This is a genomic window from Mycobacterium sp. (genome assembly GCF_049280035.1).
In the GTDB taxonomy this organism is placed as follows: domain Bacteria; phylum Actinomycetota; class Actinomycetes; order Mycobacteriales; family Mycobacteriaceae; genus Mycobacterium.
Map to the genome: position 1 here is coordinate 1 of NZ_JBAPPI010000796.1, position 22,946 is coordinate 22,946.

Annotated in this window: 23 protein-coding genes and 3 pseudogenes; 12 read left to right on the forward strand and 14 right to left on the reverse strand. The window is 64.2% G+C overall.

Annotation, left to right across the window (positions count from 1 at the left end; translation table 11 throughout):
- Positions 1–249: 249 nt before the first annotated feature.
- Together WAN71_RS25370 and WAN71_RS25375 are read right to left on the reverse strand one after the other, a co-directional pair.
- The gene (locus tag WAN71_RS25370) at positions 250–453 is read right to left on the reverse strand and encodes a hypothetical protein (RefSeq protein WP_422227968.1); all 204 of its coding nucleotides are present in this window, start codon (positions 451–453) and stop codon (positions 250–252) included.
- 230 nt (positions 454–683) lie between these two features.
- On the reverse strand, positions 684–1,331 hold the full coding sequence (locus WAN71_RS25375; protein ID WP_422227969.1) for a TetR/AcrR family transcriptional regulator: 648 nt from the start codon (positions 1,329–1,331) through the stop codon (positions 684–686).
- A 114-nt stretch (positions 1,332–1,445) separates the two neighbouring features.
- Between WAN71_RS25375 and WAN71_RS25380 the strand changes: the two genes are divergently transcribed.
- From WAN71_RS25380 to WAN71_RS25390, 3 genes are all read left to right on the forward strand, one after another.
- Positions 1,446–2,411 (forward strand): oxygenase MpaB family protein, encoded by a 966-nt coding sequence (locus WAN71_RS25380; protein ID WP_422227970.1) that lies wholly within the window; start codon positions 1,446–1,448, stop codon positions 2,409–2,411.
- Between the two features lie 74 nt (positions 2,412–2,485).
- The gene (locus WAN71_RS25385; RefSeq protein WP_422227971.1) at positions 2,486–3,622 is read left to right on the forward strand and encodes a spirocyclase AveC family protein; all 1,137 of its coding nucleotides are present in this window, start codon (positions 2,486–2,488) and stop codon (positions 3,620–3,622) included.
- A gap of 119 nt (positions 3,623–3,741) precedes the next feature.
- A complete protein-coding gene (locus tag WAN71_RS25390) occupies positions 3,742–4,158 on the forward strand; it encodes a limonene-1,2-epoxide hydrolase family protein (RefSeq protein ID WP_422227972.1) in 417 nt (138 codons plus the stop codon).
- 129 nt (positions 4,159–4,287) lie between these two features.
- On the opposite strand, the gene WAN71_RS25395 is transcribed toward WAN71_RS25390, so the two are convergent.
- The 4 genes and pseudogenes from WAN71_RS25395 to WAN71_RS25410 all read right to left on the reverse strand — a co-directional run bounded on the left by WAN71_RS25395 (position 4,288) and on the right by WAN71_RS25410 (position 6,014).
- The gene (locus tag WAN71_RS25395; protein ID WP_422227973.1) at positions 4,288–4,383 is read right to left on the reverse strand and encodes a helix-turn-helix domain-containing protein; all 96 of its coding nucleotides are present in this window, start codon (positions 4,381–4,383) and stop codon (positions 4,288–4,290) included.
- Positions 4,384–4,571: 188 nt separating this feature from the next.
- A complete protein-coding gene (locus tag WAN71_RS25400) occupies positions 4,572–4,901 on the reverse strand; it encodes a helix-turn-helix domain-containing protein (RefSeq protein WP_422227974.1) in 330 nt (109 codons plus the stop codon).
- Positions 4,898–5,246, reverse strand: a pseudogene (locus WAN71_RS25405) (type II toxin-antitoxin system RelE/ParE family toxin). Before WAN71_RS25405 ends, WAN71_RS25400 begins: the two are co-directional and overlap by 4 nt.
- A gap of 492 nt (positions 5,247–5,738) precedes the next feature.
- Positions 5,739–6,014: a hypothetical protein gene (locus WAN71_RS25410; protein ID WP_422227990.1), complete on the reverse strand. Its 276-nt coding sequence runs from the start codon at positions 6,012–6,014 to the stop codon at positions 5,739–5,741.
- Here WAN71_RS25410 and WAN71_RS25415 point away from each other — a divergent pair.
- Positions 5,923–6,111 (forward strand): annotated as a pseudogene (locus WAN71_RS25415) (PE/PPE C-terminal domain-containing protein); the annotation flags it as partial. The gene WAN71_RS25410 and the pseudogene WAN71_RS25415 overlap by 92 nt on opposite strands.
- Before the next feature lie 93 nt (positions 6,112–6,204).
- Here WAN71_RS25415 and WAN71_RS25420 read toward each other — a convergent pair.
- Positions 6,205–6,966: a glycoside hydrolase gene (locus WAN71_RS25420; RefSeq protein WP_422227986.1), complete on the reverse strand. Its 762-nt coding sequence runs from the start codon at positions 6,964–6,966 to the stop codon at positions 6,205–6,207.
- Positions 6,935–7,351 (reverse strand): hypothetical protein, encoded by a 417-nt coding sequence (locus WAN71_RS25425; protein ID WP_422227975.1) that lies wholly within the window; start codon positions 7,349–7,351, stop codon positions 6,935–6,937. Before WAN71_RS25425 ends, WAN71_RS25420 begins: the two co-directional genes overlap by 32 nt.
- Positions 7,352–7,544: 193 nt before the next feature.
- On the opposite strand from WAN71_RS25425, the gene WAN71_RS25430 reads away from it, so the two are divergent.
- Entirely contained in the window at positions 7,545–8,381 is an 837-nt protein-coding gene (locus tag WAN71_RS25430; protein WP_422227987.1) for a mycofactocin-coupled SDR family oxidoreductase, read from the forward strand.
- A gap of 10 nt (positions 8,382–8,391) precedes the next feature.
- Positions 8,392–9,594 (forward strand): cytochrome P450, encoded by a 1,203-nt coding sequence (locus WAN71_RS25435; protein ID WP_422227976.1) that lies wholly within the window; start codon positions 8,392–8,394, stop codon positions 9,592–9,594.
- Here WAN71_RS25435 and WAN71_RS25440 read toward each other — a convergent pair.
- Positions 9,591–10,169 (reverse strand): TetR/AcrR family transcriptional regulator, encoded by a 579-nt coding sequence (locus WAN71_RS25440; protein ID WP_422227988.1) that lies wholly within the window; start codon positions 10,167–10,169, stop codon positions 9,591–9,593. The two genes, WAN71_RS25435 and WAN71_RS25440, sit on opposite strands and share 4 nt — an antisense overlap.
- Positions 10,170–10,450: 281 nt before the next feature.
- On the opposite strand from WAN71_RS25440, the gene WAN71_RS25445 reads away from it, so the two are divergent.
- Entirely contained in the window at positions 10,451–11,155 is a 705-nt protein-coding gene (locus WAN71_RS25445) for an SDR family NAD(P)-dependent oxidoreductase (RefSeq protein ID WP_422227977.1), read from the forward strand.
- Positions 11,156–11,176: 21 nt separating this feature from the next.
- The gene (locus tag WAN71_RS25450; protein WP_422227978.1) at positions 11,177–12,643 is read left to right on the forward strand and encodes an aldehyde dehydrogenase; all 1,467 of its coding nucleotides are present in this window, start codon (positions 11,177–11,179) and stop codon (positions 12,641–12,643) included.
- Positions 12,644–12,783: 140 nt separating this feature from the next.
- Here the strand turns inward: WAN71_RS25450 and WAN71_RS25455 are convergent, their stop codons facing one another.
- Positions 12,784–13,158: a hypothetical protein gene (locus tag WAN71_RS25455; RefSeq protein ID WP_422227979.1), complete on the reverse strand. Its 375-nt coding sequence runs from the start codon at positions 13,156–13,158 to the stop codon at positions 12,784–12,786.
- A gap of 135 nt (positions 13,159–13,293) precedes the next feature.
- On the opposite strand from WAN71_RS25455, the gene WAN71_RS25460 reads away from it, so the two are divergent.
- Positions 13,294–15,033 (forward strand): acyl-CoA dehydrogenase family protein, encoded by a 1,740-nt coding sequence (locus WAN71_RS25460; RefSeq protein ID WP_422227980.1) that lies wholly within the window; start codon positions 13,294–13,296, stop codon positions 15,031–15,033.
- On the opposite strand, the gene WAN71_RS25465 is transcribed toward WAN71_RS25460, so the two are convergent.
- Positions 15,030–15,404 carry an SDR family NAD(P)-dependent oxidoreductase gene (locus WAN71_RS25465; protein WP_422227981.1) on the reverse strand — a complete coding sequence of 125 codons (375 nt, stop codon included), beginning with the start codon at positions 15,402–15,404 and terminating at the stop codon, positions 15,030–15,032. The two genes, WAN71_RS25460 and WAN71_RS25465, sit on opposite strands and share 4 nt — an antisense overlap.
- Before the next feature lie 127 nt (positions 15,405–15,531).
- On the opposite strand from WAN71_RS25465, the gene WAN71_RS25470 reads away from it, so the two are divergent.
- A complete protein-coding gene (locus WAN71_RS25470) occupies positions 15,532–16,434 on the forward strand; it encodes an NAD-dependent epimerase/dehydratase family protein (RefSeq protein ID WP_422227982.1) in 903 nt (300 codons plus the stop codon).
- A gap of 15 nt (positions 16,435–16,449) precedes the next feature.
- Here the strand turns inward: WAN71_RS25470 and WAN71_RS25475 are convergent, their stop codons facing one another.
- Entirely contained in the window at positions 16,450–17,679 is a 1,230-nt protein-coding gene (locus WAN71_RS25475) for a cytochrome P450 (protein WP_422227983.1), read from the reverse strand.
- A 39-nt stretch (positions 17,680–17,718) separates the two neighbouring features.
- Positions 17,719–20,013: an isocitrate lyase ICL2 gene (gene aceA, locus WAN71_RS25480; RefSeq protein ID WP_422227984.1), complete on the reverse strand. Its 2,295-nt coding sequence runs from the start codon at positions 20,011–20,013 to the stop codon at positions 17,719–17,721.
- Positions 20,014–20,253: 240 nt separating this feature from the next.
- Between aceA and WAN71_RS25485 the strand changes: the two genes are divergently transcribed.
- Positions 20,254–21,234, forward strand: a complete 981-nt coding sequence (locus WAN71_RS25485) for an alpha/beta fold hydrolase (protein WP_422227985.1) — start codon at positions 20,254–20,256, stop codon at positions 21,232–21,234.
- Here the strand turns inward: WAN71_RS25485 and WAN71_RS25490 are convergent.
- Positions 21,229–22,575: a flavin monoamine oxidase family protein gene (locus WAN71_RS25490; protein WP_422227989.1), complete on the reverse strand. Its 1,347-nt coding sequence runs from the start codon at positions 22,573–22,575 to the stop codon at positions 21,229–21,231. The genes WAN71_RS25485 and WAN71_RS25490 overlap by 6 nt on opposite strands.
- Positions 22,576–22,614: 39 nt before the next feature.
- Here WAN71_RS25490 and WAN71_RS25495 point away from each other — a divergent pair.
- A pseudogene (locus tag WAN71_RS25495) lies at positions 22,615–22,785 on the forward strand (LLM class F420-dependent oxidoreductase); the annotation flags it as partial.
- Positions 22,786–22,946: the final 161 nt, after the last annotated feature.

Genomic DNA, 22,946 nt, shown 5'->3' on the forward strand with positions numbered 1-22,946 from the left:
CGCTTAGGGATCGGGACGAAGGGCTGTAACCGGCGCGTTGGCGGGTTGCACGCCGATGACGAACACGACACCGACGCCGGGGCGCGAAACAGTCACCGTCCCCGCCGGACAATCTGGACAACCTATACAGCCTTCCGCGCGTCCAGCGCCGGAAGGCGTTTTTTCCGGCTCGTGGGCCGCGTCGCGGCGCCGTGCCGTCGCACTGGCTCGTCGATCAGCCAAGCGTGCCGGAAATGGATCCGAGGCTGCTCACGGTGCCTCCAAAGTCGGGTATAGGTCGAGATCGTCGGCCGCGTTCAGCAAGTCGGCCGCTAGCTTGCGTGCTGTGGCCGCGTCAAGTTCGACGTCGGGGGCGTACAAGCTGATGTGCCGTTCAACGGTGCCGTCGCCGTACTGCAATCGAGTGATACCGATGGGAAGAGTGGTGGTGTTGCACCGGGTGCCGAAAAGCACCGCACGTTTCTGCTTCCCCTGGCCTACTCGAGGCGAACGAGACAACATGGGCGTTTGGGCCGGCGGACCGCGTTGGCAGCGTCGGAAAAGCACGGGTCACAGCGTTGAAGCAGTTCGGTGGTTAAGCCCGTCGTCGAAACTACTGCGGACTGACTGCGGACGGGACTCGAAGCTGATCGGGAGGCCATGGGTCCCAGCGCGGCGAGGTTTCGGACAGCCGATCCACGCTGCTAAGACCGCCCCGCCTGTCCGGGGAGTGCGGTGGAAATGTCGCCAACGGCCAACAGCAGCCCAGCGACAATGTCAGCGAGGTGCTCACGGGTAGTGTCGAAGTCGCCACGCAGCCAGCCAGCGATAACCTCCATAGCACCGCTGACCAGGGCAAACGCAGCGAGGTCGGTGTCGAGCTGGCTGGCTGCGGCAGGACCGAGTGGATCCCTGATCATCGCGGCCATGGCGTTGGATATCGCGCGTGTGCTGTCCACGCGGGCGTGCTGCAAAACCTCGGAGGTGTGGGAGCGCAGGAGCAACTGGCCACGACGCGGGTCAGCGGTGAGGAAATCAAGTGCCGCATCGGCCGTGGCGCGGACTTGCGCGCGTATGTCGGGCGCCGCGCTACTCGTCGCAGCCTTAACTGCCTGCAACCCCTCGGCGGTAAGGTCACGCACGATCGCTTCGATCAATGCATCCGAATCGGTGAAATGCTCGTAAAAGTAGCGGTCATTGAGCCGGGCCCGCGCGCACACCGCGCGTTTCGACACTGCTCGTGCGCCGTCCTCTGCGAATAGATCGAGAGCTGCCTCAATCAGAGCGACTCGGCGGGTGACGCGACGTTCGTCGGCCGTCACGCCACCGTAGGAGCGCTTCGCGATTGCCATCAACGGCATTGTGCCTGACACCCCCTTGACCATTCGAGATTTCTGGTGCAGTCTGACACCACAATAGCTTCTGGTGCAGCCATGCACCAGAATTATCTGACAGAAGGGTCAACCATGTCGGTCCGATTCCTGGACAGGTCGATCGACACTCCGAACACGCCGATCGAATCCATGTGCACTTCAGTCGAATCTGTCGCAGACCGATTCGAGCGCGTGATGGGATCGCGGTTCCTCGTTCTGTTCGCGCCTGCCCTCTTCGACGAGATGATGCTGCCAGCGGTGTCGGCGGCACTGGTTGATACGGCCCGGATAAAGAACGACCCCCTCGGACGCGCGCGGCGCACGGCTGCATCCGATCAACTCACGTTTATGACCAAGCACGAGGACCGCCGCGAGGAGATGCAGCGGCTGGTTCGGCTGCACCGCGACATCAAAGGCGTTGGGCCTGACGGGGTTCGCTATAGCGCACTAACCCCCGAGCCTTGGAACTGGAACTTGATCAGTATCTTCTTCATGCATCGTGGTGCTTTCATCGCTCTCAGCGGCGAAGACCTCAGCGTCGCGGGCAACCAGGCGATCTGGGACCGCTTTCGTGCGCTGACTAAAGACTTGCAGATGCCCGGCCGCGCACGACAACTCCCGGATAGCTATGAGGAGCTGTGCGCGTACTACGAGAAGATGGCGGTCGAGAAACTCAAACACACCGCGAGCCTTGACATCGTCATGGCCGCCACGCTCCGGCCGCGACGGCCTGAGTACATGCCTGTTGTCACGGCGCCGCTGTGGAGGCTGCTGGGACCGATCGGCGGACACATTGTGGCGGTCTTGGGTTTCGGCATCATGCACCCCCGTGTGCGGTCGTTGGTCCCGATGCGCTGGGCGCGCCGACATGCCTTGGAGTTCGCCGTGCTGACCAGGCTGCTTCGTATTGCTTACCGTTGGTTACCCCATCGACTCACCGACACGCCCTTGGCGCGCAATGGGTGCGAGTACGAGCGAATCGTCGCCCACTACAAGGGAAGCGGACTGACATCGTTCGCGCCTGGTGCGACTCAAACGTGTGTTGAGGCCGATGCGTGATCATGAGCGACCGCACCCGTCCCTACCACCTCCGCGTCGCCGACGAGGTACGAATCATTTGTGAGGAGTGATCAGTGACCACTGAACAAACCACAGCGGCGACCCGACGCCCGGACACGGCGCCGAACCGCTCATCGGCAGGCACGATATGGGCTTGGCTTTTCGCTGTCCTCGGTATCAGCGCCGTCGTGGCTATCGCATGGAATGCACGCGACTACCCCGACGCGCGGATCGGAAATCCGAACGTGACCGGGGCGCCGCGTCCGGTCGAGCCACTTTTCGGTTACACGCATTGGCTCGGGGCGCTGCAAGTTTTTACGATCATCGCGGTCATCGGCCTCATCGCGGCTTTCGTGTGGGGTTGGCGTCGTTATGGCCCCCACCCTTACCTGCTCATGGGTCTGGTGACCACCATCATCGTCTGGCAGGACCCGATCATGAATTGGGCGCCATACGCGGTGTACAACCCCCGGCTGTGGCACTGGCCGGAGTCCTGGCCACTGGTGTCGCTCTCGCCCACGATCGAACCGTTTGTCGTCATCGGCTATGTGATGTTCCAGTTCGGCCCGTACTTTCCGGCAGCCTGGGTCCTGCGAAAAATCCAGGCTCGTCGGCCCGTTGATGCGTTCGTGTGGCGCCATCCGCTGAGCAGTCTTGGCGTACTGATATTGGTCTTCGGATTCATCATCGACATGATTCTTGAGGTCACGCTGGTGCGCACTGGTATGTACATCTACGCGCAGGTGATCCCGTTCGGTTCAATCTTCGTCGGCACACCGCACCAGTTTCCGTTGTTGTGGGAATCCGTATTGGTCACGGTGGTGATGATTCCGGCGGGGATTCTGGTCTATCGCGACGACACAGGCCGCACGGTTTCTGAGAAATTGGCCCAGCGCGCCCGCATCTTCCGCAGCCGGCCGGCACTGGGCTCGTTTCTGGTCATGCTCGCCATCATTAACGTGGCGTACTTGATGTACGGCGCCGCGTTCACGGCCATCAAGTGGTCGAAGGCAGCAACGTCAGTCGCTTGCCCCTGGCCGTATCCGGACGCCAAGGTCTTTGATCCTCAGGGCTTTTACGAGAAGAACGGCCAGAAGGGCCCGTATTCCGTCGGAATCATGTCCACCTGGATGAGCGGCCAGCCCAACGGGCGTCCGACCGCGCAACTCGGATCCGTGAGCCAACGTTGCGCGCCAGGCAGCAATGGGTGAGCCGCGCGGGTACGAACCTACATCCAAATTTTCGGGCCTCCGAGCAGCACCTGGAATGGAAGGCCGAGCAACTGGTAACCAATTTCATTCACATCCGATGGAATAACGGAGGTTCCTTGATGCCTGACCCTGTCGAAATTGTTCGCCAGTTCTGCGCACTGATGGAGAAGCGCGATCCCGAGGCGATGCGTCCGTTCCTCGCTAGCGGCGCGGTCTACCAGAACGTCGGGATGCCGGCGTTTACAGGTGTTGAGGCGATCTTGGAGAACATGGGGGCGCAGTTTTCGATGTTTCCGGATGCCTACGCGTTTGAGATCTTGAACATCGCCAGCGAAGGCTCTGTGGTTCTGACCGAACGGCTTGACTACATCCAAGCCCCTGACGGCACGAAGCCCGCCGTTCCCGTCATGGGGACTTTTGTGCTCAATGAGAGCGGGAAGATCACTCGCTGGACTGACTATTTCGACGTGTCTCTGACGGTCAAGCTTCTGCAAGGCGAGGACATTAGCGCATTGGTGCCCGCGGCCTCGACCTAGGCTGCGGTGCCCTCCAGTTGGGTGGCGCCGTGGCGATTTCAGGTAAGCAGTCTGCGGCCATCTGCTGATTCACGCCCGAACCCCCCTAATTATCACGACTGGCACCGCAAGCTGACGTGCTTTCAGGCGTTAGGTGAGCGGCTCAAGTATCCGATAGACGGTTGCCCGGCTGACGCCAAGGGTGGTCGCTATAGTGCTGGCCGACTCGCCGCTATCCCCAGACATTGGCTATCCATCCCCGCCTATCTGCCCGGCCCTTTCAATCGCATCCTGGTCGGTGCACACTTCGGCGCGAGCGCTTGTCGAGTGTGCTTGTGACACCCAAGTTTTGCAGCGATCTTTGGAGAAACTGAGAACGTTGGTTTCGAGACGTCAGACTCCGGGCAAAGAAGCGCCGCTATCGGTTACTCGACTCAGCCGGTTAGTTCCACAGTGCTCTCGTCGAACTCGGCGACAATTCGCAGACTCCCACCGAGTGCGGCGACGTAGGACTGCAACGTGCCCAGTTCGGTATGCGACAGGTCCCCGTTCTCCAACTTGGACACCCGTGCCTGCGATACGCCCATCGCGGCGGCGATGTCGGACTGGCGGGCGTGGCCTTGCGCCTTCCGGATCTCGGCGAGGCGCTGAGCCTGCACGGCGTCGTGCATTTCTTTACGCGCCGCGTCGGCGCGGCCGTTATCGACGCGGCCCTCGGCCACTGCTTCTGCGCGAACCTCGCGCCAGTTGCGTGCCATGGTCATTCACCTACTTCGGCTGCGAGCCAGCTCTCGTAGCGTCGCTCTGCTATCGGAATGTTTTTGTCGTACCAGCGTTTCCAGTCACCCGCCTTGTCACCGCCAAGCAACAGAATCGCCTGCCGTCGCGGATCGAAAATGAACAGGACCCGGATGCTGGTGCCCGCGGGCCGCAGCTCCTTTCATGCTGTGGAACTTCGATCCCTTGACCTTATCCACCGTCGGCCGGCCCAGCGTTGGTCCTTCCATCTCGAGCAAGTCGATGGCACCGGTGACCGCGGTCATCGCATCGTCGTCGAGCGTGAAGTACCAGTGTTCGACCTCCTCGAGCAGGAGTATTTCCCAAGACATCGACATTAATATAACTCCAGGGTTATATGCAAGGTCTTCGGTGGTCAGGCAGACGTCTGGTCGTCTGAGCCCCGGGCACATCCTGCGCCCACATCTCCTGGCTGTCATCACCGCCGTCTACTCCGAATTTCCGAAGGCGTCGTTCACCGGCCAGCCGACTGCAGCCAGTCGTCGCTTAACCCGCTCGGTGTCTTCTGGCGACGGCATCTCGTCGCCACCGCGATGTATGGCTATGCGGGTCAGTCCGCAGCTGCGACCAAGGTAACGCCGTTTACCGCGGCACCGCAGGTCGCGAGTCCGAGCGCCCAGGCTACGCAGGCCACCGCGACGACGTCGGCCACGGCAACCTCGGCGGGAACCGCTCAGTCCACGTTCAGCGAGCTGGTTTCCAGCTTGCCGAGCCAGTTGCAGGGCCTTGCTTCGCCCGCGTCGACAACGTCGGCCACCACGTCCTACCCGATACTCACCGGAGGTAGTCACCGGCTATAACAGCTACTCGTCGCTTTGGTACAACACCGAGGGCCTGCCGTACTTCAGCGTCGGTATGGCCAACTTCGGTGTCCAGATCGCAAAGAGCACGGGCATGCTCGGTGGCGCCGGACCAGCTGCTGCCGAGGCCGCTCCCGCCGCGGGCGTGGGCGGCTTCGGCGGAATGCTGGGTGGTGGTGGTGGCGGAATGCTGGGCGGCGGCGCGCCGATCTCTGCCGGGCTGGGCAACGCGGCCTCGCTCGGCAAGTTGTCGGTGCCGTCATCCTGGGCAGGAGCCACCCCAGCGCCAAGCCACGCGCCGATCTCCGTCGAGGGTCTAGCCCCCGCTTCACCGGAGACCGGGGGACAGGGAAACCTGCTGGGTGGTATGCCGCTGGCCGGCGGCCCGAGCCTCGGCGCGGCCCACGCCGGACCTCGATACGGGTTCGCCCCACCGTCATGGCCCGACCACCCTTCGCCGGATAGCGAATTAGTCTGGCGGCGTAGGGGTCATCGACCCGATGTAGTACGTTTCGTGCCCGGTCGGATAGCCACCGCCGTCGGTGGAGATGTGAACGTGGTCGTAATGATTGGCGGTTTCGTTGCCGTAGTCCGCCGTCCAGCTCGGCGCGCCAATACCCGGGTAGTACTTCTGCCGCCAGATCACGTGCAGTACGCCCCATCGTTTGGCGTTCGCCAGGGCGTATCCGGCGATCTGGTTGCCGAGCTCGATGCCTTCGGGGCTGTGGAAGTTCGGGATCATCACGTCGATGGCCAATCCGTTGGGATGCCACCTCAAGGCATCCTGCCGGTAGCCACCGATGGTGGTGATCTGCGGGAACAACACGCTGATCGCACGGGCAGCCCAGATGGTCTTGACCTGCAACCCGTTCTCCGGCGCGACGCCGGGAGGTAATACGAACTGGAAATTCTGGGCCGCGACCGGTGCGTCTGCCGTCAACAAGTGCGCTTCGGCGGCAGTGGCGATGTGCGGCGCGTCGGCCGGCGCAGGTCTGGCGGTTGTCGGCGCTGCCGCCGGTGTCGCCGGTGTCGCCGGCGTGGTCTTGACGCAGCACCGAGGCTCGGTGTGTTGGGCGTAGAGCATGGCGGCAGAGATGACCAGCGTGGCCGCGAAAGCTAACCAGCGCCCGCGACCCTTGGCTAATGAGTCTCCGCTCACGGACAGCACCTTACTGCGGTGTTCGGCGCGGTGTGGCAAATCAATAAACGACTGGGGAGTAGGAGGCCGAATTGCCGGTGCCGTCGCAGGTCACGTCGACGCCGTAGGTTCCGAGCGCCGGGAAGATGATGGTCAGCGGGGCCGACGGGCTGGGACCAGTCACCGTGGTGTTGCGATCATAGGGAAGCGCTGGCGTATTCATCACGCCCACCGAGTGGTAGTGGCAGACCTCCGTCGCGCCTGGGGGATTGTGCGCATCGACGATGGTCGCGTACACCGCCATCCCGCCACCGCCGTAGATAACCTCAAGGCTGCCGTCCTGATTCGCGAAGTAGGTCGGATTGGTTTCGGCCTGCGCGGTCCCGGCGCTCGCGTACAGCAATGTCGAAAGCGAAACTGCGGCGGCCGCGCCGATCGCCGAGGCGCGCAATGTCTTCTTATTGCGGACGGTGTTCATGAGGTGCTCCTGTTTCCGCAGCCGGCAATACCTATCCACCGAGAATAGGGCGCGCGACCGGTATCCGAACTGGATTTAGCCGGTCTGCACGGGTCTTGACTACCTCAGCGCGGTGCTGCTAAACATGGCGTGGCCGTACAATTGGGCGATCGCCCAAATCTTGCATCGGTGGACATCAGGGATCGAGGTCGGCATGGCGGGCCGGATGGACGGCAAGGTCGCATTCGTGACCGGCGCTGCGCGCGGCCAGGGCAGAAGTCACGCCGTCCGATTGGCACAAGAGGGTGCCGACATCATCGCCGTCGACATCTGCCGGAAGTTCGAGGCTTCGCCCGCCGAGGGCGCCACGCCGGAGGATCTCGACGTGACCGCCGGCATGGTCAAGGACGCAGGCGGCCGTGTCATGACGGCCGAAGTGGACGTTCGTAATTTCGATGCACTGCGCGCCGCCGTCGATAGCGGGGTGGAACAACTGGGCCGGCTTGATGTCATCGTCGCCAACGCCGGAATCGGTACGACCGCCGGAAAGCTGCACAAGACCGACGAGGCGCTGTGGCAGGAGATGATCGACGTCAACCTCAGTGGCGTGTGGAAGACGGTGAAGGCCGGCGTTGCGCACATCCTGTCAGGCGGTCGCGGCGGTTCGATTATCCTGACGTCATCGGTCGCCGGCAATAAGGCCTATCCACACGTCGGCCACTACGTTGCGGCCAAGCACGGTGTGATCGGCTTAATGCGTTCGTTCGCAGTCGAACTGGGGCAGCGCATGATCCGGGTAAACGCCGTTCTTCCGACGCATGTGAATTCGCCGTTGCTGATGAACGAGGCTACCTATCGAGCTTTCCGGCCGGAGTTGGAGAATCCCGGCCCGGATGACCTTGCGCCGGTGTGCCAAAGCTTCCACTACCTACCTATCCCCTGGGTGACCCCCGAAGACATCAGCAACGCAGTGTTGTTCTTGGCCTCCGACGAAGCGCGCTATATCACGGGGGTGGCACTGCCAGTCGACGCCGGCAGTTGCCTGAAGTAAGGAAGCATCGATGACTCAAGCCAACCACACGGATGTTTACTACGACCCCTACGACGTCGGCATCAATGCCGATCCGTACCCAACCTACGCGCGGCTGCGCGACCAGGCCCCGATCTACCACAATGAGCAGTACGACTTTTGGGCAATATCAAGGCATTCCGACGTCGAGAAGGCTTTGGCGGACTGGGAGGTCTTCTCCAGCCGCCGAAGCGACATCCTCGAACTGGTCAAATCGAAATTCGATATGCCCCGCGGCGTGATGATGTTTCAGGATCCACCCGAGCACACGATGCTGCGCGGGCTGATGTCACGGGTGTTCACGCCGCGCCGGATGGCCGCCATCGAAGACCAGATCCGGCAATACTGCATCCGGTGCCTCGATCCCCTCGTCGGGTCCGACGGGTTCGACATCATCGCCGAGCTGGCATCGATGATGCCGATGCGAGTTATCGGCATGCTGCTGGGAATCCCTGAATCCGAACAGATCTCAGTTCGTGACGCCAACGATGCCAACTTACGCACCAAGCCGGGCGCGCCGCTCAAGGTAGCCGACGCCGACTCCATTGCCGACGGCCGGATCTACGCCGACTACGTCGAGTGGCGATCGCAGAACCCGTCCGACGATCTGATGACGACGTTGCTCAACGTCGAGTTCGACGACGAGCAGGGCGTGCATCGCAAGCTGACGCGTAAAGAGGTGCTGCATTACACCCTGGTGGTAGCCGGTGCCGGAAACGAGACAACCGGTCGACTGATCGGCTGGCTGGCCAAGGTGCTCGCCGAACACCCCGACCAACGCCGCGAAATTCACCAGAATCGATCGCTGCTGAACCGTACCGTCGACGAGACGTTACGGTTCGAGCCTACCGGACCTCACGTCGCCCGTTGGATGGCAAAGGATTTCGAGTTCTACGGCACCACCGTTCCGGCCGGCAGTGCCATGCTGCTGCTCTTCGGCGCCGCTAATCGCGACCCCCGCCGGTACACCGATCCGGATACGTTCAACATCCACCGCGACAACATCTCGCACATCACCTTTGGAAAAGGCGTGCACTACTGCCTGGGCGCGAACCTCGCACGCTTGGAGGGTCGCGTCGCACTGGACGAGATTCTCAACCGCTGGCCAGAATGGGAAATCGACTACGACACAGCGCAACTCGCGTCAACATCTACTGTCCGCGGCTGGGAGCGGCTGCGCGTCGTACTGCCTTAAGGAGACGCATCCGGTGCGCTGCGGGCCCGGCGATTCTTCGGTGTCGGCATCTCGAATCGGTCGAGGAAGCGATTGACCAGTGCGACGGCCTCCTGGTGACCGCCCGCGGTGCCGAGGCCCTGCTCGAGAATCAGGGTGCGGCCGATCGCGGCGATGACGACCGCGATGGCGGCGGGCGGAAATTCGTCTGTGTCGATACCGTGTTCTCGGACGATGAAGTTCAGCGCGGTGATCTGCTGCTCGCGCCACCGCTCGGACCAGGCCGCGATGTCTGCCTTGATCTCCTTGTGGTGGTTCGCCAGCCCCATGAACTCCAAAAGCAGTCGGGTGTCCTTGGGTTCGGTGAGGGTCTCCCAGAAGGCGTGCAACGGGCGGTCAGAGGCTAGCGCATTCTGCTGGCGTTCCAAATAGACCGCGGCGCCGCGACGAAAAACGGCCAGATACAACTCGTCCATGGTCGGGAAGTAGTAATGCACCAGTGCCGGTTTCACACCGGCTTTGGCCGCCACCCGGCGCGATGTGGCTGCGGCGTAGCCCTCCTCTACCATGATCTGACTGGTTGCGTCGACCAGCATGTCGCGAGTCGTGGAGTCGCGCGGCTTTGGTCGTTCGGATGCGGTCACAGTCTGGTCCTATCATACGGCCGGTCCGATAGCGGGCCCCGCTACCTGAGCGACCGCCCAAATCATTCCGGCCTCATGCTCGCACCTCTGCTCGCAGCGGTCAAGGTTTGGCGTCCGTTCCACAACAGTCTCCGCCAAGCCGGTGGTTGAGATTCAAGGCCGTTCACTTGACCGCCGTCGACGCGGAGTGATAGGCATGTTTGGGCGGTCGCTCAGGAAGGCGGGTTACGGGCTTGAAGACGGCGGTCGTGACCGGCGGTGCGTCAGGGATTGGCCGCGCGGTCGCCCAACGGTTGCGCGACGACGGATTTCGGGTCGCCGTCATTGACCTGTCACCGACCGAGGACGGGTTCGGCCACGTCGCCGACGTCACCGACCGCGCCCAGATCGACACCGCCGTCGCAGCGATCCGCGAACGGTTCGGCCCGATCCTGGTGCTGGTCAACGCGGCCGGGGTAGAGGGCTTCAAGAAGTTCGCGCATATGTCCTTCTCTGAATGGTCGAAGGTGATCGACGTCAACCTGAACGGCGTATTCCACACCATCCAGGCCGTGCTGCCCGACATGGTCGAGGCCGGATGGGGACGCATCGTCAACATCTCGTCGTCTAGCACGCACTCCGGCCAACCGTTCATGGCGCACTACGTGGCCGCAAAATCGGCGGTCAACGGCCTGACGAAATCGCTGGCGCTGGAATACGGGCCGTCCGGGATCACGGTCAACGCGGTACCGCCGGGGTTCATCGACACACCGATGCTGCGCAGCGCCGAGAGTCGGCATCTGCTCGGCGGCTCGGTGGAGGACCACATCAGTCGCACACCGGTGCGCCGGGTGGGCCGCCCCGAGGATATTGCCGCCGCATGCTCGTTCTTCATATCCGAGGAGGCCAGCTACATCACCGGGCAGATCCTCGGCGTCAACGGCGGTCGCAACACCTAGATAGGGATCTGAGGCGAATAGATGTACGAGAGAGATCAGCTTTTCATCGACGGGAAGTGGACTCCGCCGATGTCCGGGCTGGAGTCGGACGCCGTCATCACGGTGGTATCGCCGCACACCGAGGCAGTCATCGGTCACGCTGCCTGCGCGGGACCAGCCGACATCGACCGGGCCGTCGAAGCCGCCCGGGCCGCTTTCGACACCGGACCGTGGCCACGCATGCAGCCCGGCGAACGCATCGAGGCGCTGACCCGGCTGGCGGGCATCTACAAGGAACGGCGAGCCGACATGGCGGCGCTGATCTCGGCCGAAATCGGTGCGCCCATCACCTTCGCCAAAATGGCGCAGGTTCGCCTGCCGTTGACCATGATCTCGGCGTTCTGTGGATTGGCGGGTAGCTACGAATGGCAGCAGACCCGTCCGGGGTTGTACGGCAAGGACATTCGGATTCTGAAGCAGCCAGTGGGAGTAGTCGCTGCGATAGTGCCGTGGAACATGCCGCAGTTTCTCACCGTCGCCAAGGCGGTGCCGGCGCTGCTGGCCGGCTGTTCGGTGGTGCTCAAGCCGGCGCCGGAATCGGTGCTCGACGCGCAGTTGCTCGCCGATCTGGTCGCCGAAGCCGACCTTCCGCCCGGTGTGCTGAACGTGGTGCCGGGCGGTCGCGAGGTCGGCGAGCTGTTGGTGGGACACCCGGGCGTCGACAAGGTCTCATTCACCGGGTCCACCGCGGCCGGCCGCCAAGTAGCGCTTGCCTGCGCCGCGGGACTCAAGCAGGTCAGCCTCGAACTGGGCGGTAAGTCGGCGGCCGTCGTGCTCGACGACGCCGACCCGTCGGCCGTCGCCACCGGTATCCAGATGGCCAGCCTCGCCAACAGCGGCCAGGTCTGCAACGCGCTGAGTCGCATCCTGGTGCCGGCCGGCCGCGAGGACGAGTTTGTCGACGCGTTGGCGGCGGCGATGGAGTCGATGACCGTGGGCGACCCGGCCGATCCGAACAGCCAGATCGGCCCGCTGGTGGCAAAGCGTCAGCAAGAACGGGTCCGCGGCTACATCGAATCGGGCAAAAACGAAGGGGCGCGGCTGGTGACCGGCGGCGCCGACATGCCCGACGGTCTCGACACCGGCTGGTATGTGCGGCCGACGCTTTTCAGCGATGCGAGCAATGACATGCGGATCGCCCGCGAGGAGATCTTCGGCCCGGTGCTGACCGTGATTTCCTATCGTGACGAGGACGAGGCGATCCGGGTCGCCAACGACTCCGAGTACGGGCTGGCCGGGTCGGTGTTCACCTCCGACGTCGACCGCGGATACGGCGTGGCGGCCCGGGTGCGGTCGGGCACGTTCGGTGTCAACGAGGGCTACATCATGGATCCGGCAGCCCCGTTCGGCGGTGTCAAGAACAGTGGCTACGGCCGCGAGCTGGGCACCGAAGGAATCGACAGTTACACCGTAAGCCAATCGATTTCGGCTGCGGCGCCCGCGAACTAGTGTCGGGTGCCGCCCACTTCGGCGGGCAACGGTGGCGGCAACGGCGTCGTTGCTGTCGGCGACGGTGGCGGCGCGGCCGGCGCGGAGGTAGCCGGCGATGCTGCAGGCGTTTTCGGCCCGTGGAAATACACCATCGGTTCTCAGTGGATCACCCGGTTACCCTCGCTGACTTCCAGAGACTTCGACGTCACCGTGTAGGTGGCGCCGTCGTTTTCGGCCACGTATCCGCCGTCGCCGGACGCCGTCGCCGGCACGACCAGCTTGGCGCCGTCGCCTATTCGCACGCCGCGATACTCATACTTACCGCTCTGGGTTTTGCAGACCGCCACCCGCGAGCTCGCCGTGCTGCCGAAAACCACCGCGGTATCCGGCGCCGCGCAGTGTGCGGTTGAGTCGACGAAGCCCAGGGCGTCGGTCGCGGGGTCGGCAGCTGCCGATAGCACCCGGCAGGCGAACATCGCCGAAAATGCCGCCGCGGCGACGGTGGCGCGGATGTAAGGCCTAGGCGACGACATCGGGCCTTCACCAGAACAAGGCTGATGAAGTTGCGCGCGTCCCCGCGCCGCTCGACGACCAAATCGTTAGCTTCTCGAGATCCATCAGGTGACTAGCGCTAGATTCGACGCGCGCGCCGATGAAAGGGGCCAGCCATGGCGAACTCCCGCAAACTGCTGTTCGATCCGAACACCTACGACCCGTTGCACTTCGACTCTGAGACGCGGCGCCAACTCCGCGCGGTGATCGACTGGTTCGAAAGCCGCGGCAAGGCGAAGCTGCTGCGCGACGATCTCGAAGCGGCGTGGGTGTCGGACTTCCTCGACTTCATCAAGCAAGAGCGGATCTTCGCGACCTTCCTCACCCCCTCGGAGTACGGCGGCGGCGACCCGAACAAGCGTTGGGACACCTCCCGCAACGCCGCGCTGAGCGAGATCTTCGGGTTCTACGGACTGTCGTACTGGTACGCCGAGCAGGTGACGATCCTGGGCCTCGGGCCGATCTGGCAGAGCGACAACATCAAAGCCAAAGAGCGCGCCGCCGCACAACTCGACGCGGGCGGCGTGATGGCGTTCGCGCTCTCCGAGCGCGAGCACGGCGCCGACATCTACAACACCGACATGGTGCTGACACCCGCTAGCGATGACGACGAGGGTGTCATCTTTCGCGCGTCAGGGGAGAAGTACTACATCGGCAACGGGAACGTGGCGGGCATGGTGTCGGTGTTCTCGCGCCGCACCGACGTCGACGGCGCCGACGGTTACGTGTGGTTCGTCGCCGACAGCGGCCACCAGAACTACGAACTGATCGGCAACGTCGTCCACGGCCAGATGTATGTCAGCAACTTCCGGCTCAACGACTATCCGGTGCACGAGGAGGACATTCTGTGCACAGGGCCGGAGGCGTTCTCGGCCGCGCTCAACACCGTCAATGTCGGCAAGTTCAACCTGTGCAGCGGCTCGATCGGGATGTGCGAGCACGCCTTCTACGAGGCGATCACGCACGCCAACAACCGCATCCTGTATGGCAATCCGGTTACCGACTTCCCCCACGTGCGGGCCAGCTTCGTCGAGGCCTACGCCAGGTTGGTCGCGATGAAACTGTTCAGCGACCGAGCGATCGACTACTTCCGCAGTGCCAGCCTCGATGACCGTCGATACCTGCTGTTCAACCCGGTGACCAAGGCCAAAGTCACCTCCGAAGGCGAGACGGTGGTCACCCTGTTGTGGGATGTGTTAGCCGCCAAAGGCTTTGAGAAGAACACGTACTTCTGCGAAGTCGCCCGGCTGATCGGCGCCTTGCCGCGGCTGGAAGGCACGGTGCACGTCAACGTCGCCCAGATCCTGAAGTTCATGCCCAACTATATGTTCAACCCGGCCGCTTACCCGGAGATCGGCACCCGCGCCGACGCGGCCGACGACGTGTTCTTCTGGGCACAGGGCCCGGCTCGGGGCGCATCAAAGGTCCAATTCGCCGATTGGACAGCGGTCTACGAAAAGCACTTGACGATACCGAATGTGGCACTGTTCTATGAGCAGACCCTTGCGCTTAAAGAGCTGCTGGCCACCGCCGCGCCGGACGCAGACCAAATGCGCGACCTCGATTTCCTGCTCGTCGTCGGCCACCTGTTCACGCTGGTTGTCTATGGCCAGTTGATTCTCGAGCAAGCCGGTCTGATCGGACTCGATGCCGACCTGCTGGACCAGATCTTCAATGTCCAGATTCGCGATTTCTCCCAGTATGCTGTCGCCTTGCATGGCAAGCCGAATTCCACGTCGGCGCAACAGGACTGGGCGATCGCCGCGGTGCGCAAGCCGGTAGCCGATCAGGACCGTTTCGACCGGGTCTGGCAGCAGGTCAAGGCCTACGACGGCGCCTACGAAATGCGGCCCTAGCCACCAGAGGGCACGAACGGAACGTCGTCGGGTGCGGCGCGGCGCGCGGCCAACATCGCGCGGGCCGTATCGCCGATGGGAATCCGCAACGGCAGCTGCGGCTTCTCGGCGGCGTCGGCGATCTCTGCCGCGACCTGCTCGGGGGTGATCATTCCGTCCCGCGGCCCGCCGCCTTTGAGTAGCTCTGCGTAGGGATCCGCGGGCAGGGTGTAGGTGGTGACGTCGAGGGCTAGGCGTTCACTGACGTCGAGGTCGGCCAGCGAACGCGGATCACGTGCGGTGGCCACCACGCGGTGTCCACGCCGGGCGAACTCCTCGGCGATGGCGCGACCGATCCCACGACTGGCTCCGGTGAGGAGGACGGTTGACATAGCGTCGGCTCCTAGCGGTGTCGGCGGAGATCACCGGATCTGGTTGTAAACTGATCGGTGTACCCAGTTATTCCAACCAACCTGAGGTAGCGCCGGATGCAAACCGAGCCCGGCCTAGTATCAGTGCATGCGCGGCGCGAAGATCCTGATCACCGGGCCAACCGGACAGGTTGCCAGTCCCATCGCCCAAGCCCTGGCGGCCGAAAACGAAGTCTGGGGTATCGCCCGGTTCACCAACGCGGCGGTACGCGAGGCCCTGGAGAAGTCAGGGGTGCGGTGCGAGACGGTCAACCTGGCCGCCGGGGATTTCACCGGCATCCCGTCCGATTTTGATTACGTGCTCAACTTGGCGGTGGCCAAGAGCGGGAACTGGGAGAAAGATCTCGCGGCCAACGCGGAGTCAGTCGGGCTGCTGATGGCCCACTGCCGCAACGCCAAAGCGTTCCTACATTGCTCGTCAGGTGCGGTCTACGACCCGCCGGGCGACGAACCGCGAACCGAGCACGCTGCCTTGGGCGACAACCACAAGCCTTTGTTCCCAACCTATTCCATCTCCAAGATCGCCGGCGAGGTCGTTGCCAGGACGATGGCCCGCGTGCTCGACGTTCCGACTACCATCGCCCGGCTCAACGTGCCGTACGGCGACAACGGCGGCTGGCCGTTCTATCACATGGAGATGATGCTCGGCGGCATCCCGATCCCGGTCCCGGCCGGCGGTCCGGCCCGCTACACCCCGATCCACGAGGACGACATCATCGCGACCATCCCGAAATTGCTTGAGGTGGCCTCAGTTCCGGCGACCACGCTCAATTGGTGCGGGGAGCAGACCGTCAGCCTGCAGGAGTGGTGCGGCTACCTTGGCTCGCTGGTCGGCAAGGTACCGGTCTTCCAGGAGAGCGAGCAGGCGTTGCGCGGTAATCCCACCGACCCGAGCCTGATGCGTGAGCTCGTCGGCGCCGCCGCCGTCGACTGGCAAGACGGGATGCGCCGGATGGCCGCCAAATTCCACCCGGAGCTAGTCAGCTCGTGAATCGTGTCGAGCTGACTATCGGTCGAACTCGATGGGCAGACTCTTCGGCCCACTCAGGCTGACCATCGGCTTCCATGGCACCGGTCCGCCCACGCGCGGGTTCAACAGCCGGCTTGCGAGGACGTTGAGCGCTTCGGCAATCTCACGCCGGGCCAGGTTGGCGCCCAAGCAGTAGTGCACGCCGCCGCCGAAGGTCAGGATCGGCGGCGCTCCCTCCCGAGTGATATCCACGCGGCCCGGGTCGTCGTACACGGCCGGATCACGATTGGCTGCAAAGGTATTCAGAAGAACCATGGTTCCGGCGGGGAATACGTAGCCGTCGAGCTCGGCCTCCTCGGCCACCAAGCGAAGCGTTCCACACGCGATCGGCGAGTGGCGCATGGTTTCTTCAACCGCGTGCATCGCAAGTTCGGGGCGCCCCTTGAGCAGCTCCCACTGCTCGGGGTGCTCGCATAGGACATGGACCGAGGCGGCCACCTGATTTCGGGTGGTGTCCGTACCCGCCAAGAGCAGGCCGCCCGCGAGCATGCGCAATTCGGCAGCGTCGAGGCGATCGCCATCATCCTCAGCGCGAATGAGGTCCGAAAGCAGGTCGTCGGTCAGGCTGTGCCGCCGCCGGGCGACCATCTCGTCGACGTAGTCGTCGAGCTCGCGCCACGCGCGCATGACGACAGGCTCGACCTCGCGAATATCGACGTTGAAGTTGAAGGCCTTGAAGACGTCGTCGGCCCACGAGGAAAACTGTTGCCAATCCTCTCGGGGTGCACCGAGCAACGCGCAGATGATCGGGACCGGGTAGGGGCGCGCGAGATCGGCCACGACGTCGCAGTGGCCCGCATCTGCCACTCCATCGACCAGACCGCTCATCACCTCGATCATCGTGTCGTGCAGGCGCGTAACCGTTCGGGGCGTGAATGCCTTGGAGCACAGACTGCGCAACCGATGATGCGCGTCGCCCTCCAGGCACAGCAGGCTATTGACCACCTTGTCCCACAACGGGCCCGAAGTGACGCCCTGCGCGAGCAGGCTGATGCCGGGCGGAATCTGGAAGCGGGTATCACGAAGAACTGAACGGACCAGGTGGTACGAGAGCACTTCGGGTCCATAGGGTCCAAGTGCGATTGGGGCCAGCCGTTGCGCCTGCTGAATACGCGGGTAGACACCTGCGGGAGTTTCCTCGGCGTCGTATGTGAGCGTCGGAAGATCGGCGTCGAAAACGCTTGCGGGAGCTGTACCGACGGTCATGACGGTCTCCTCGAGGTCACGGTGTACCCGGCGCCGACCTCAATCCTCCTTGGCGATCAGCCGCTTCAGCGCCTCGCGGTCGGAGGCCAGCAGCTCGTCGATGCGCGGCTGGTTCACGTCGGCGACGATGATCTCGCCGACCTCCTGGTAGACGTTGCTGAAGATGCCGTGGGACTTCATCTTCTCGGTCTGATAGATGTTGTCCTCAGTCGGTGTCACGTAGTACACGATCTCCGGCTTGAACCGATGGATCAGCCACAGGTGGATGACGTCCATCAGCCGCTTTTTGCGCATTTTCTCGGCGAACGTGTTCTGGTCACGCACCGTGAGGATGTTGCGTCCGTGCCGGTCCTTGATCGGGTCAACGACCGCGTTGGCAACCGGCTCGTCCCCCTCGCCGTAGATGCCGAGTTCGAGCACATCGGATCCCGCACGTCGCGGCCGCAGTTGCACGCGAAGCTTTTCCGGAATCTGGTTGTGCTCGCTCCACAGCGCCAGCCACTCCTCCAGCAGCTTCTTCGGCACCTCGGTCTGCACCAGGTGCTGGTGCTGCGTGGAGCCCTCGCCCATGGCCTTGGTGGTCGCCGTGCGGCCGGAGGAGGCGGCCAGCGCGGCATCGCTGCGCGGCCCACCGACCAGGGTTTGCGGCGTGCGGTAAGGCGACTCGACAAGGCGCATCTTGCGCTGCAAACGCGCCAGCGCCAGCATGCCGTCCTGACGCAGCGAGGTAGCGAACTCCTCGGCGGCAACGCCGTCGATCTGGTGTCCGCCGTAGGTGATGAAGTTGAAAACGAAGCCCATCTTGCCGAGCTCTTCAGGGAACGCCCGCATTTCATCGTCGGTCATGCCGGTGGTGTCCCAGTTGAACGACGGTGACAGGTTGTAGGCCAGCATCTGGTCGGGGAACACGGCATGGATCGCGTCGGCGAATTCGCGCGCGTCGACGAGATCTGCCGTCTTCGTCTCCATCCAGAGAATATCGGCGAACGGCGCTGCGGCAAGCGATTTCGCGATCGCATACGGGATGCCGCCGCGGATCTGGTAATAGCCTTCCGGCGTCTTGGCCCGCTCGCTGTCCCAGCCGGGGTCGGCGCCGATCTCGCGGGCTTTTTCGCGGGCGGTATTGAGCGGTGCGCGCTGGGCGAACTCCCGCCATTCGGCGACGCTCATGTCGCGCGGTTCGCCCTCGCTCTCAGCGAATTCGAGCAATTCCGCCACGGCTTCGCCGTAGGTCATCAGCCCTGCGTCGTCCTGCCAGGCATCCACGAACTTCGACTCGACCTCGTCGAAGACCGCGTCGATCGACACCTGCGCGTGGTCCGGCGCCGCGGCCGCCTTGGCGATCAAGTCGGCGATGCCTTGACGCTCCAACCAGGCATCGGCAGTGGCGTACTCGCCGTCTGGCAGGGCATAGAGCAGATGACCGTTGAGCTCTTTGAATCCCGCGTCGTAGAAGCGTCGCACCATCGCGAGGAAGCAGGACTTGTAGGACGGGATTTTCAAGTTCGTAGTGCCGAGCACGAACGGCTGGTCACGCTCGTCGGCGCGGCTGTCCAGCAGGTTGGCCGCCTCGGCATCGGTGCGCGCGACGATGATGCCGGGCACCCGCATGATGTCGAGTTGGAAGCGAGCGGTGTTGAGCCGCTTGATCTGTTCGTCGGACGGCACCAGAACCTTGCCGCCCTGATGCCCACACTTCTTGGTACCCGGGCGCTGGTCCTCGATGTGGTATCCCGGCACGCCCGCTTCGACGAACCGCTTGATCAGGTTGCGCACATGCGGATCGCCGCCATGGCCGGTGTCGGCGTCGGCGATGATGAACGGCCGGTAGTCGACCGCCGGTGTTCTTTCACGTTGTTCGTCGCTCATCCGCAGCCGCAGGTATTGCTGATTGCGGTCAGCGGTCAGCAGGGCGCGGACCAGCCCGGCGGCCTCGTCGGGCACTTGGCTCAGCGGATAGCTGGCCAGATCGGGCCCCGGGTCTTCGGTGATCGAGCCCTTGGCGGAAGTCGCCCACCCGCCGAGGTAGATGCCCTCGATGCCCATCCGCTTCATGGTCACTGCCTGCCCCGGCGAGTACGGGCCGAAGGTGGTGATGCTCTTGCGCTGGGCGAACAGCTCGCGCAGCCGAGGGTAGAAGGCCTGCGCCGCCTCGCGCGCAACGATGTAATCGCTGGGAATGGTGCCGCGCTGCTCTACAACTTGGCGTGCGGAGTACAGGCGAGTGATTCCTTCGAACCGCGGGCTGTCGAAGTATCGCTGGGTAGCCGCGACGTCACCGTGGAAGTCGTTCTCGAGTGGTGTGCGGGCCCCGGTGTCCGCGTCAATTGCCATGATCGTTCGCTCCTCTTCCAGCCCAATTCCCCCGATAGTGCGAGCCTATAGGCTGCTGTGCGGCATAAAGTTTCAAATCGGGATCTCCTTAGCCAGGAACAGCCGCATCGAGGATGCCGCCAACTGGGCGCCGCTAAACCCCAGGTTAATTAGCGTCGGGGTCATTTTGGCCGTTGGGGCTGGTCGCCTCGGATACACTCTCGCCACGCGGCGACGGCGCCGCATCCGAGGGGAGCCGTGATGAGTTCTCGACGATCGGCGCGCACGCTGGGCTCTATACCGGGGGCTTCAAAGGGGGATTCAAAGGGGGAACTGCCGCCCAGCCGCACCGTCCCCGTCCGCGCCCCGGATGGCACCCGCCTGCACACCGAGGTATTCGGGCCCGAGAATGGCTATCCGATCGTGCTTTCGCACGGCATCACCTGCGCCATCCGGGTGTGGGCCTACCAAATCGCCGAGCTGGCCACCGATCACCGGGTGATTGCGTTTGACCATCGCGGTCATGGCCGCAGCGGCGTTCCCCGACGCGGCGGGTACAGCCTTGCTCACCTTGCGTCGGATGTTGACGCCGTGCTGGAGGCCACCCTGGCACCGGGCGAGCGTGCCGTCATCGCCGGACATTCGATGGGCGGCATGGCCATCGCCGCCTGGTCAGACCGGTACCGCCATAAGGTCGAGGCGCGCGCCGACGCCGTCGCGCTGATCAACACCACCACCGGTGATCTGCTGCGCGAGGTGCGGCTGCTGCCGGTTCCGGCGCCGTTCGCCCCGGTCCGGGTGTTCGGTGCGCGCGCCTTGGTGAACATGTTCGGTTCGTTCACGGTGCCGCCCGCCGTACGGCGCGCCAGCCGCGAAATGATCTCGATGCTGGCGGTCGGCGCCGACGCCGAGCCCGAGGTCGGCGCGCTGATCTACGACCTGTTCAACGCCACATCGCCGCTAGGACGCGGTGGCTGCGGCAAGGCGTTGGTCGATGCGCTGCAGCGTCGGCACATCAACCTCGCCGGCCTGACCGTCCCGACACTGGTTATCGGCAGCGAACGCGACCGGCTGACGCCCCTGGTCCAATCCCGGCGGATCGCCGCGGCCGCACCCAACCTGCTGGAGCTCGTCGTGCTGCCCGGTGGGCACTGCTCGATGCTGGAACGCCCCGCCGAGGTCAGCCGGGAGCTGCGCGGGCTCGCCGAGTCGTTCAGGGGCAGCCGACGCATCAGCTCATAGCCGCTTGGCGACCTCGGCGGCTGCCCGTTGCCCCGAGCGCACCGCGCCATCGAGGAAACCAGTCCACTCGTCGGCGGTCTCGGTGCCGGCCCAATGAATCGGTCCGACCGGACGGCGTAACCAAGGCCCGTAGCGCGTCCATGAGCCGGGTGGCACCGCAGCGGTCGGGCCGCCGGGCGCGAATTCTTCTGCGCCCCAACGGTGATCGACGTAGTCGAGGGGCTTGAGCGCTTCCTCGCCGAACAGCGATGCGAAGCATTCCAGCGCGCGCTGCCGACGCTGATCGGCGGGCAGGTCGTCGAAGGTGCGGGCGTCGACGAACCCCAGCAGAATGCCCGGTCCGTCGGGCTGCGGGCTGACGTCGAAGGTGATGAACACCGGGCCCTCGTCGGACAGCGCTTCACCGGAGGCCCCGTTGCCGCGCCAGAATGGGGTGGCATAGGCGGCATACGCCTTGGACAGTCGGCCCTGCGGCCAACCTTCGGCGAGTCGGTCGTATTCGGCAGCCAGCGGGGGAGTGAATTCGATGGCCCTCCGATGGGCCGGCGGGATCGCGACTACGACGAATTTGGCGTCGGCGCGGCCCTTCTCGCAGGTGACGCTCACCCCGCCGTCGTGGTGATCGACGCGTCGCACTGCGGCCTCCAGTACCACCCGATCGCCGAGCTCGGCCGCCGACCTGTCGGCGATCTGTTGCGTGCCGGCCAGGAAACGGTCCTGCTGGGCACCGTTTTCCACGTCGAGCAGCCGGTCCAGACCGCCGGCCGCCCGCACGTAGCGGGCGGCGTGCAGCATCGACACGTCGTCGGGTTCGCATCCCCAGGTCACCCGGGCCATGATGGCCAGCAGATCGCGTGAGGTTGCGCTGGCGCGCACCGACCGCAACCAGTCGCCCAGCGACTGCCCGTCGAGCCGCGCGGCGCACCGGGCGGTCCACGGCTCGGTCAGCGGAACGGCCCGCGCGATCCGCTCGAATTGCCAACGCACCCGGGCGATGTCGATCAGACCCCCCAGCGACAGCCGCGGAATGGTGCCGCTGTACGAGCGGACGGCGCCGCGCCACCGGATCAGGTTGGCGCCGTCGTGGTAGGTCGGGACGGTAGGGATACCGAGCTCGTCGGCCAGCGCCCGGACCGCGTCTTGCGTCGGGCCGACGAACGTGCCGCCCAGATCGACCGGGATGCCGGCGACATGACCGGTATGCGAGCGTCCGCCCACCCGGTCGCGGCCTTCGAGCACCAGCACATCGTGTCCGAGTCGCGTCAGTTCGCGGGCCGCGGTGAGGCCGGCGAACCCGGCCCCTACCACGACGACATCGGCGGTCCAGGTCGCGTCGGGCATGCCCTTAGTCAACCGCATGGGCGCTGCGTAGGGTGAACCAGCCTGATCGACGACGAGATGCTGCACACCATCGCGGCCTGCGGCACCCGTGCCGACGTGGCGCGACACATTCGCGACCGTGTCGACGGTGTCGCCGACACCGTTTTCCTGTATCAGCCGGGGCCCATGGGCCTCGACACGCTGGCCGCGATCATCGACCAGCTTGGCTGATCGCCTCGAATGTGGGTTTGTGTCACGCGTTTCCGCCTTCCCTTCAAGGGGTGGATGCAACACATCTGATTTAGGAGTGTTGCTGTGCCTCTTCCGCCGTTGAGGTCTGTTGTCGGTCAGTTCTGGGGTCACATTGGTAATGGCTGCACTGCCGCGGAGGC